The sequence below is a fragment of the Gordonia sp. UBA7599 genome, from assembly GCA_002477755.1.
GTDB lineage: Bacteria > Actinomycetota > Actinomycetes > Mycobacteriales > Mycobacteriaceae > Gordonia.
Genome location: DLKD01000062.1, coordinates 127,770 through 128,015 on the forward strand (window position 1 = coordinate 127,770; position 246 = coordinate 128,015).

A 246-nucleotide genomic window follows, 5' to 3' on the forward strand; every position below is an offset into this window, starting at 1 on the left:
TCTTCCTGCGCCTGCGCAAGGCGGTCCGCGCAGGGACGACGAAGGTGCACTCGATCGCGCCCTGGTCCTCGCGGGGGCTGACGAAACTCAGTGGCACGCGCATCGACTGCGCACCCGGTGCCGAAGCCGACGTGCTCGCCAACACGCAGACCCAACAGCTCCTCGCCACGCCCGGTGCCATCCTGCTCGTCGGTGAGCGGCTGGCGGGCAGCCCGGGAGCACTGACCGTCGCGGCCACCGTCGCCG

Annotated in this window: 1 pseudogene; it reads left to right on the forward strand. The window is 72.0% G+C overall.

Annotated elements, in window-relative coordinates:
* Positions 1-246, forward strand: a pseudogene (locus B4L26_RS08250) (NADH-quinone oxidoreductase subunit G); the annotation flags it as partial.